An 11,384-nucleotide genomic window follows, 5' to 3' on the forward strand; every position below is an offset into this window, starting at 1 on the left:
GAAAGAGAGCGGATAGTATGTTTAAAAATAATAGGAAAGAGAAGTTTTCATTAAGAAAATATAAAGATGGACGAACTGATTCGAAATTAATCGGTGCTGTGATGATTGTTGGTTTAGGACTGTTAGCTAGTGGTGGGACGGCGTTGGCTGATGTAAGTTCAAATGGGGCTGATTCAGCTACAGTAGTGACGGATACGTCAAAAGTTCCTTCAACTTCGGCAACTACTTTTACAGACACTAAAGATGCATCGAAAAATGTTACGGTTGATGCTGTATTAGGGAAGGGGGTTGCTGAGCCAACAAAAGCGAATTATAATGGTGCTCCAGAAAGCAAGCCGGATGGCAGCGATGTACTTAATTTTAAAAAAGAAGTTGATGTTAATTATAAATTAACTAATCTTAGGAAGACTTTTAAAACAAAAACAGTAGATTTAGGATCGGGGAAAGTAATAACACCTTACGATAAAAAAGGTCTTGCAGCTGATACAGATGGGAAAGATTATCGTGAATCGACAGTAGATAATATAACAGTTCCAAAAGATTTAGGTAAAGAAGATATAAAAAAAGGAATAGAAACAGGTAAATTAGAAGTCGATGGAAAAATCTATGCGTATGATTATTCAGAAGTGTTAAATGAAGAGCTTGCTATTTATGATAAGACGAAATTCAATGATATTGAAGTTCCCGTTTCTCCAGAAGGAATGCATAATAATCTAGGAGAAATCGATTATACAAAAATATACGGTAAAGTTTACTTAGTTGAAGAAACGGCTGATGGCAAGTATGGAAAATTCGTATTAGCTAAAAATGGTGTTACTAGTGATGAAGACGCTGTAACGAAATGGAAAGAAGGGCAAGCAAACGCTAAAGACTTTACAAAAGAAAATGTTACCCTTCAGCCGTATGATACGATTCTTGTGATGGATAGGGATACGTATGCAACGGTTGAATCATCTAAGCATACCACGACAACTAAAAAAGGTCAGGACACATATTTTATAGAAACAATAACTCCGTTTTATTGGGATGATACTCTCAAAGATAGGAATACTCCATGGTATCGAAGAAAGGTTTACGTAGAAAGTAATGAATATTATAGGGAGGAAGATGCGAAAAATTTTGTGAGTTATCGAAAACCAGGAGCTGATGGGAAGTTTTGGACGTCTGATGATATAGTATATAACTCTGTCTATATGGAAGGAAGAAACGATGCATATAGAGATTATTTAATTGTTGGAGTAAGGAGCTCTCGTTATGCAGGAGTATATGATTCTCAAGTGTATTATGGGACTTCAGTTTTAACTGCTTTTGCTCTTCCAGAGGATAGTCCTGATTCTCCTATTCCTCTTGGTAGCTCTGATTTTATTAGTGCTGGTAGCTCTGATGTATCTAATTGGGTATTCGGTCGGCATAAGGTTCCTGGTCCTAAGCCAACAAATATGCTTGAAGCGCTGAAGGGGTATGCCGGAAGAGTTTATCATGCATTTGATTTTTTAGAAAATAGTATTGAAGAAAAAGCTAAGGTACTAGATTCCGAGGAAGATAAGAAGAAAACAGTAGAAGATAAAGCTAAAGTAGCTGCAGCAAGAAAAAGATTAGATGATTATTTAGAAAAATTTTCTGAAGAGATAATAAAAGAAAATATAGATGTTGGGATAATAGAAAGTAAGGACAACCGCAACGGAAAACTTGTTTTTAATATGGTTAAATATGATTATTTGACTAATAATAGAAAAGAACGTTATGAAAGTGTATATAAATTTACGCTATTTTTAAAAGGATTATTAAAAATACCGCAGGCGGTAGGCGAATTCAGTATTGAAGGCAAAGGACCTCATGCGGGAATAGATGATTCAGAAAGCTATAATCCAGATTCTAAAGTGTATAATGAACTTAAGAATATCACAACAGGGTACACTTTTACCCCTGTAATTAATAAGAGTGAAATAGAAGAAACAGAAGCTAAGTTTAAACTTATTGAAAAAATATATAAGAAACAGAAAACTGGAACAATGAGCGAAAGTGAACTTAGAGAATTTGATAGTGTTATAGAAAATTTCTATTATGATTTTTATGATAATGGTAAGACAGAAGGACTTGTGAGTATTACCTCTAGAGGAAGGGAAGAGATTAGAACTTTTAAGAATTATGATGACATAACTGAAGTAAAAATAGATGAAAAAAACACAAAAACTGAAGAAAAAGACTTGGATAAATTTTTAACAAAGGGAACAGTGACGACTTTGCCGGATGGCAAAATAAAAGTGGAACATGAAGAAGTAAAAGATACTCCGGAATATACAGAAGAAAAAGGAGAAATTCCAGAATTTTTTAGACGTAAATACACTAGAAATAAAATAATTAGAACTCGAGTTGAAACAGTAGATGAAACAACATACACGAAAAAAGAAGTCATCACACCAATTCGCGCTTATAGGGTAATGAGTAATATAAAACCACAGGTAAATCACTATTTCTATTTGACTAAAGAAGTACGCAGATGGGATCCGACAGTTACTAAACAAGGCAGTGTTATTATTAAGTATGTGACAACCGATGGGAAACAATTAAAATCAGAAGTTGATAGAGACAAAGTTACGTTAGAAACAACAACTTTAGTAGAAAGATTTCCATATGAGGACAAAGGAGACTATTATAGTCTATATACATTTTTAGGAAAAGTAGATGAGCGTAATGAGGTTAAAGAAGTAGAGCAAAACTACGACACAACTGAAAAACCAAAGCAATATCCAACATTAGTAGATGCTGATACTGGATTTACATACGAGTATGTAGGTCTAAAACAAGGTTCTGCAGCAGCCAGTGGTAAAGTCGTAGAAGGAACAACAGAGGTTGTCTATGAATACCGTCTAGTAAGTGAAGAAGAAAAAATACCATCTAGTTCTAGAGTGACAAAAACAGGTTCTGTTGATGTGAAACATGTTGTTATCAATGAAGATGGAACATTAAAAACATTAAAATCTGAAATTATCAAAGACAAAGTGCCAGTAGAGTATGAAGATACTTATGTGACTTACTCAAAAGAAGTGAAAGTATCAGAGCGTAAAGAAAAGCGCATAGTTGCTGAAAAATATAATACTACCGATAAACAATACCCAACGTTAAAAGAAGAAGCTACAGGTTTAGTTTACAAATATGTAGGAGTAACATCAGATTCAGCTTCGGCAGAAGGAGATATAACTGCAGGAGAAAAACATGTTGTTTACAGTTATGTGTTAGATAAAAAAGAAGATACAAAACCAAAAGCAACAGAGGTGAAAGATAAAAAAGGAACGGTTATAGTTAAATTCGTAGATATAAACGGAAATTCTATTGCTGATGATAAAGTAGTTAAGGATAATGTGATAGTAGAAAAAGCGACAACTACAGTTTCGGATGGAAAAGAGGAGATTACTTATAAAGCATCGGGAGAGGAGTACACTGTTACACCACCGCAAACAATTGAAGTAGGTGGTCTAACGTTCAAATTCGAAAAGATTGTTCCAGTTTCAGACAAATGGAATAATTCGATAGTTGAAAAAGGATTGATAACAGAAGGAATAACAACAATTGTTTATGAATATCGATTGAATTTACCTGCAGCTCCAACGGTAGAAATTCCAGAATACGAAGATGGAGCGGTACCATTAGCTCCACCTGTAGTGGAAGTCCCAGAGTTGAGGATTTCAGAAGAACCAACGCCAATTTCGCAACCAGAATCTAAGATAGAGATAGAATCCGAACTAAAACCAGTACCAAAAGAATCTAAAAGGGTAGTTGAACCGATTGAGCAAGTAAGTCAGATACAAATTAAACGCCTAGCTGATACAGGTGGAAAAACAACAGATGCAACAAATATAGGATCTGCAACTTTAATAGCGGGAATATTATTAGTTGTAAAAAGGCGTCAAAGAGAAAATAATTTGAATTAAATAGTAAAAAATATTCTTAGAGAAAAATGGTAATAGCCCCCAAAATTTGGACAAATTTTGGAGGGCTATTACCAATCTGAGGATGTTTATTTGTATGGATAAAATTAATTATGGAAATCGTGAAAAGAAAATCATTAATAAGGAGTTTATTTGTAGTTAAGTTTAAAAGGAGTGACGCGGTAAAATTGATATCTCTGAAATCATGATTTTTTAGTCAGTTTTATTTAATAAAAAACCATGAGGAATTTTAAGTATATATAAAGAATATGTGGTAGATTTATAGTGTAATTTAGTTACTTAAAAAATGAAAACAAGAATATCCTCGGGAAAATATCTCTGAGGGTATTCTTGAATTTGATATAAATAAAAATAAGTTTATGTAAATTAATTATCGAAAAAATCTGAAAAAATAATAGATTATTTGAAGGATAGATTATTATATGATAGAATGATAAGGATAATTTATAGCTATGTAAAAATGAGTAGTTTTAAGAGTACCTTTTATACGAAAAAAATAAAGATTTAATAATAGGGTAAATATAGTTTGAAAGTGATAGTGTGATAGAGGTAATGAAGAATGTTTAAAGACAATAAAAAAGAGAAGTTTTCACTAAGAAAATATAAAAATGGGCGAACTGACTCTAAGTTGATTGGAGCTGTGGCGATATTAGGATTCGCTATGTTGGTTGGAGGTGGGACTGCGTCTGCGAATGTAACTTCAGGAAATAGAAGTGGAACAACCATTGTAATGGACTTAGAAAGAGTTTCACTTTCATCTTCTGCTAAAACAACTTTTACAGATGACCAAAATCCTACGAAAAAAGTGACAGTAGATGCTGTATTTGGAAATGTAGATCCGTTACCAACAAAAGCAAATGAAAACACAGAAAATATAGATGGAACAGATTCAGTAAGATTTACTTCTAAAGCTTCGGTAAATTATTTATTAGAAGAAGATAACTCAAAATTACAAGATTCTAAAACTGTAGACGGTAATAGCGGCACAATAAATACACCTTATGATAGAAAAGGGATTGCTAATGATACAGATGGAAAAGATTATCGTGAATCAACTGTAGAAAAAACAGGGGCTGTTGATGAAAACACAGGAAAAGAAGAAAAAATACAAGCTAATAACAAAGAATACGAATTGGTTCGTTCAGAAGTAGTTGATTCAGATAAAGCTACCTATGAAAAGACTCATTTCAATGATATTGAAGCTCCAGTTTCTCCAGAAGGAATGCATAATAATCTTGGAGAAATTAATTACGGGAAAATTACAGGAAAAGTCTATCTAGTAGAAGAAACTTCAAATGGACAATACGGTAAATTCGTAGAAGCAACAAATATTAACAGTGATACAGAAGCGGTAGAAGCTTGGAAAAATGGACAAGCGACGGCTAAAGATTTCACTAAAGAAAATGTAACCCTTCAAAAAGGAGACACTATCCTTGTATTAGATAGAGATATTTATGCTCACGGAAGTGGGAAAAGAACGGTTATTACGAATAAATATAGAAGAGAAATTGTTCGTGCAACACCGGAGTATAATAGAGTTGTATCATCTGAAGAAATTAAAGAAGTTAATGCCTATCCTACCTATGCGTTGGATAATGAAATTGTAAGTGGGAATTATGTAACAGCAGGTCCAGATCATAACTTTGGAACAAGCGATGATGGAGAAGTTACTTTCAACGGAGAACAATATCTTCGCTATCGTTATGGACCAAAACTAGAAAATAACTTACCAGAGGTAAAAGACACTCCAGAGTTAGATTTTAGTAAATCTTCTTTAAGCGAAATAATGAGATATATGCAATCTGAAATCTTTGGGGTATTGGAATACTTTGATTACTATGCAAAAACGGATGCAGAAAGACAATTGATTCAAGAAAGAAGAACTAAATTAGAACAAAACATTGCTGATACCATTCAAATGATTAAAAATGGAAATATTAATATGGCTGCTGCTAAACCGAATGATAGTGATGCAGTGGGATTGGTTTTTTATTCTCCGGATAGAGAAAAATTAACAGCCTTAAAAAAACAAATTGTATCTGCAGAAAATTTACTTGATGAAATCATGTTTACATTAAATACTCGTGAAGAAGACGTAGAACAGTACGATAATCTAAAAGATGTCAAGAAAATTACTAAAGAAATATTATATTACGAAGCTCATCACAAAGAACTGGATGGGTATCGTCATAATTACCCTAGATTTTCTCGTCGAACAATCATTTCTTATCATAAAGATGCTGTTCCAGAACACTACAGCGATTGGGAAAAAGTAAATCCTGAATCAGTCTGGGAAGGACCCCCGGCTTTTGCTAGTTCGGGTAATGTAACAATATCTGATGACTTAAATAAAATTAATGTTGTTTATTCATACTCATCAATAGTAGAAAGAGATCTTAATAAAAGAGAGGAATTAACAAAATTAGAAACAGATTATGTAACAAAAGAACTTATCACACCTGTTCGTGCATATAAAGTAATGGAAGATGGTGGACCGGTTGTGAATCATTATTATAGAATGCATATTACGCGAGAATCAGAAGCATATAGAATGAAGCAATTAGGAGTCTTAAGAGTTAAGTATCTCACAACTGAAGATAGAGAAATAAAGCCAGAAGTAATTAGAAATCTTGGAGAACTTTATAATTTAATTGTTTATAATCAGTATTCGGGAGATATAAAAGTTAATGAACGTAGAGATGAAAAATTTAATGAAAGATTTTACGATGCAACTTCAGAAAGATACGAAACATTAAAGGATGAAAAAACAGGCTTAACCTATGAATATATTGGGTTGAAAAAATATTCAGCGCCACTTAGTGGTAAAGTTGTAGATAGTAATACACAAGTTTTTTATGAATATCGCTTAGTAACTAAAGAAGATCCAAAACCTGTAAAGAAAGAAGTAAAAGGTTCAGTAATTGTTAAGTATGTAGATGCTGATGGAAAAGAAATTAAAGATGGTGAGAAAGTAGTAACAGATGCAGTTGTGAAAACAACAAAAACATATACTACTAAGTCGGGTGATGTAGTTGTTTCTACTCGTGATGAAGTAGAAAATCATGAAGTACAGTACAACGCTGCTGAGAAGAAAGTTGAAATAATTACTAAAGATGGTAAGAAATATAACTATCAAGGTATCTACGCACCGTCAGAAAAATTCCATAATGTAACAGCAGAAACAGGAAAAGTAGCAGAAGGACTAACTACTATTGTTTATCAATATGAACTTGAGGTTGAGAAGAAAGATCAGTGGGAAGTACCGAAAGATTCTCCGATAAAAGAGGAATCAGAGTATAAAGGAGGAGTTTCTTCGGTAGAACCGCCTATACATGAAGTGCCGGAGTATAAATGGTCAACGATGGTAGCTCCACCAATATTAATAATACCTGAATATAAAGGGCAAGAGGCTTTAATTCTACCGCCGGTATTAACAGATGAGCAACAATCTCGATTCCCTATAAAAGATTATTTCGTAGTACTACCGCAACGACAGCTTCAAGATATACCTACTGTTGAAAAATTAGAAAAAGCGGTTGAGAAACTACAAGAGAAGACTATTGTGAAAGAAAGTCGCCTAGCTAATACAGGAGAAAATTCTACGAATGCTTTGTCGGTAGGGGGAATAATGTTGGTTTTGGGTATAATCCTTGGGATTAGAAAAAAGCAAAGTAATATGCTCCTTAAAATAACAATATAATAAAAGTTGATATGTCAGATGTTGTGTAATTATATTTGATGATAGTATATGTCCTTTTTACTGGATAAAGAAATTATTCAGTAAAGAGGATATTTTTTAATGAATTGTGGTTATAGTTTTAAAAAATATACGAAATTATGTATAAAATATTGTTTGAAATTATAGGTTATAAAAAAATATATTCATATAACATATAGGAAATTCACGTGGTTTTAGAAAAAAAAAAAAAAACGCTTACATTTCGTTTGTGTAGTAGAATATCGCTTTTGATGCGAATAAAAATGTGTTATAATAAATAGGAAAAAAATATTATATTAAGTTGTTGTTTAAAATATAAAAATAAAGAAAAGAGGTTTATCAATGAAAAGAGATAGAAAAGAAAAGTTTTCTATAAGAAAATTTAGTTTTGGAGCAGCGTCTTGTTTGATAGGGGCGACTATAGCCATGACTAGTTTATCTAGTAAAGAAGTACAAGCAATGTCTACCACAGTTGTGGGAGATAATGGTGGTACGTCTGTAATTTATGCTAACTGGGATGATAATCCATTAAAAACAAATACTAATTCAAAAGTAAGTGTTAATGATGAGATTGTAATCAAAGTTGATACTTCTGGATATACTAAAACTAGACCGATAGTAACTGTAACATATTACTTTAATAAAAATTTCATGCAAAATGCTGATGGAAGTATTACTCCAACGGGAACAAATAATAATATTGTTCGTAGAGGTGAGGTAAGTTGGTTGGGGCACCGCCCGGATTATTGGTTTACAGTGCCTAAAGGATTTAGTGAGCCTACGAGTCTAGTATTAACAAATGCAAGAGGTATAAATCAATATAATAACTGGGCAGCGTGGAGAAATAGTAACTCGCGTGGTGTAGCCTCACGTTATCAAAGTGAAACTGATGCGAAAGCTATGAATAATGGTAGTCCGGATAACTGGAGTCGTTATAATGATCATACACAAGAAGGACCAATTTGGGAGCATAATGGAAGCCTTAATTGGTATTTAAATACGCGTGCTGGATATAGATGGGATGAAGGAAGTGATAAAGAAGCCTACGAGCGATTAAGAAATAACACGCGTTCTATCTATTCAGACTGGGAAAATACAGGAGCAGCTGGAGCAGAGATTCAGGTAACATATGAGGTGAAAGATCCGGTTAATACCCAGTACATTGAATTAGGTGCTGGGGTTCACATAAATGCTGGAGGTATCGATCATATTAAAATTGAGACAATAGCTCTACCAGACGTAGATGATACTCCTGAAAATCAAAAATATGAACCAAATAAATTACCAGCAAGACAAGGTGTGAAAGATGTTACTAGCTTGACACCTCAAGAAAAAACAACTCTTAAAGAAGCCCTTAAAGAGAAAAATCCATTATTAGAGAATAGACTTAAAGGTGGATTAGAAAATGGTATATCTATAGATAATGATGGAACGGCGACATTCACTTATACAGATAATACTACAGACACAATCCCAGGGAAAGATTTAGTGTATAAGGAATTTAAGCTAAAACTAAACCCCGATATTCTTATCAACGGAATCCCATATAAAGTTGAACAAGTAGCAGTAGAAAACTACGAAGCTATATCTTATGAGGATAGAAAAAGAGCAGATGCAAAATTAGGCGAACTAAATGGATTTACACCGGATTATACTAAAAATAATTATCCAATTGGACTATTTAATAGGTCTACAGTAAGGAATAACACTGACTATAAATTAAAAAATCAAGACTTTGCTAAATGGGAAAATGATAAGTTACGTATAGGAGGCGCTGAATATTTCGGAAGGGGAAGTGGTTACAATGAGTTAATACCTAAGGATGTACTATTCGCACAAATCCCTAAAGCTGATAACAATGCAAAACAAAAAGGAAAAGATTTAATAAACGGATTACAAAATCTAACTGACGCAGAAAAAGATGAGTACAAGAAAAAAATAGATCAACTTCCAGCTAACAGCTCAGAAGATAAAATTAATGAAATCGTCAATGATGCACTTAAAAAAGACGCTGAGAATAAGGTGCTAAAAGAAGCTAAGAAAGAAGCTAAAAAAGTTGTAGCTACGTTACCAAACTTAACTAATGAAGAAAAAGATGCAGCTAAGAGAGAAATTGACAACGCGACAACAACTGATGCAGTCACTACAGCTAAAAATAATGCTATAGCAAAAGACTTAGAAAAAGAAAAAGACAAAGCGAAAAAACGTATTGATCAAATTAAAGACAATTTAGCAAATCCGGATGATTATAAAAATCAAATAACTGCTGCAAAAACAAAAGATGAGATTGCTGCTATAGTAAGAAGAGCAGAAGATGAAGCGGCGAAAAAACAAGTAGAGAAAAATAAAACTGAGGCTGATAAGGTAAGAGATGAAGCCAAGAGAAAAATTGACGCAATTCCAGGTTTAACAGAAGCAGAGAAAAAACACTTCAAGGATTTAATTGATGGAGCTAATACAAAAGGGCAAATTGATAAAATTGTAGAAGCTGCGAAACAATATGCTGACTCAAAAGCCAAAAGAGAAGCTGTTAAAAAAGAAATTGAAAACTTACCGCACTTAAATAAAGCACAAAAGGCAGATTTTATAGAAAGTATTAATGCAACAGATGATATTCCAACAATAAGTGACATATCAACTAAGGCTCATAATTTAGATGCGCGTATGGGAAGACTTCAAGATCTTGTGAAATATGCAAAAGGAAATGAAGTAACAGATAAATATAGTAAGTCAGATTCTGCTAAGAAACAAGTATTTGATGAAGCGAAAAAGGCAGCAGAAAAAATAGCTGATAAAGAAAATGCTACAGATAATGCTGGAGTAGACCTTGTTCAAAAATTATATAAAGATTTAGAAGATGCTATTAAAAAATTAGGAATAGACCCTGTGGTTCTTAAAACTAACAAAGATGCTTTGAAAGCAGAGGTAGCTTTAAATGATAATGATGCTATTAAAAAAGGAAATCCATATAAGTTAGCTACAAGTGATGAAAAACGCGCGGCATATGATAGAGCATTTGAAAAAGCAAAAGATGTTCTAAATAGAGAACAAGCTACACAAGATGAAATTAATCAAGCGGTACGTGATTTACAAAATGCTCGTTATGCACTAGATGGAAAAGTAGCGGACTTCACTTTAAAAACAACTGGAGTAGCTGAAATAAGTGTTAAACCTCAAGAAGGGACGACTTTAACAAGTGATGCTGATAAAAACTTAGTGAAATCAAAAGTAAGAGTTACTCAAAGTGGAACTGAAGGTAATGTTCTTGATACAGATGAGGTGTTCTATGGAAATATTACATCGAAAGATGGTAAATTCTATGTGCCAGTAACAGTAGGTCGTGATAAGGTGTACCATATTGTAGATGTAGAAGTTAAAGAGTTCACATTAGCTGTAAAAGACACAACAAAACCAGCTGAAATTTCAAAAACACCAGTAGCAGGAGAAAGTTTAACAGCAGAAGACCAAGCGAAAGTAAAAGAAAAAGTAACAGCGAACAATGAAGCACTTAAGGATACAGATAAAGTAACATATGGACCTATTAAAGAAAAAGATGGTAAGAAAGTAGTACCAGTAACAGTAACACGTGATGGTGTGGCGAAAACAATAGATGTAGAAGTAACTAAGAAAGCAGAAGGATTCACATTAGCGGTGAAAGACGCAACAAAACCAGCTGAAATTTCAAAAACACCAGTAGCAGGAGAAAGTTTAACAGC

At 33.3% G+C, this 11,384-nt stretch carries 3 protein-coding genes; all 3 read left to right on the top strand.

The features are described from left to right. The first annotated feature begins 17 nt into the window (after window positions 1–17). Complete coding sequence (locus RWL85_RS04840) at window positions 18–3,932, top strand: hypothetical protein (protein ID WP_314085545.1); 3,915 nt, start codon at window positions 18–20, stop codon at window positions 3,930–3,932. Between the two features lie 577 nt (window positions 3,933–4,509). Next, complete coding sequence (locus RWL85_RS04845; protein ID WP_314085547.1) at window positions 4,510–7,650, top strand: SIALI-17 repeat-containing surface protein; 3,141 nt, start codon at window positions 4,510–4,512, stop codon at window positions 7,648–7,650. Window positions 7,651–8,010: 360 nt separating this feature from the next. Then, the coding region (locus tag RWL85_RS04850) for a YSIRK-type signal peptide-containing protein (protein WP_314085549.1) at window positions 8,011–11,384 on the top strand (3,374 nt) is incomplete at its 3' end.

Origin of the sequence: uncultured Gemella sp., from assembly GCF_963515875.1 — a bacterium.
Lineage (GTDB): Bacteria > Bacillota > Bacilli > Staphylococcales > Gemellaceae > Gemella.

Bases quoted from the DNA above. Each gene is read 5' to 3' on its own strand.
- RWL85_RS04840 (WP_314085545.1), top strand. From the start codon at position 18: ATGTTTAAAAATAATAGGAAAGAGAAGTTTTCATTAAGAAAATATAAA.
- RWL85_RS04845 (WP_314085547.1), top strand. From the start codon at position 4,510: ATGTTTAAAGACAATAAAAAAGAGAAGTTTTCACTAAGAAAATATAAA.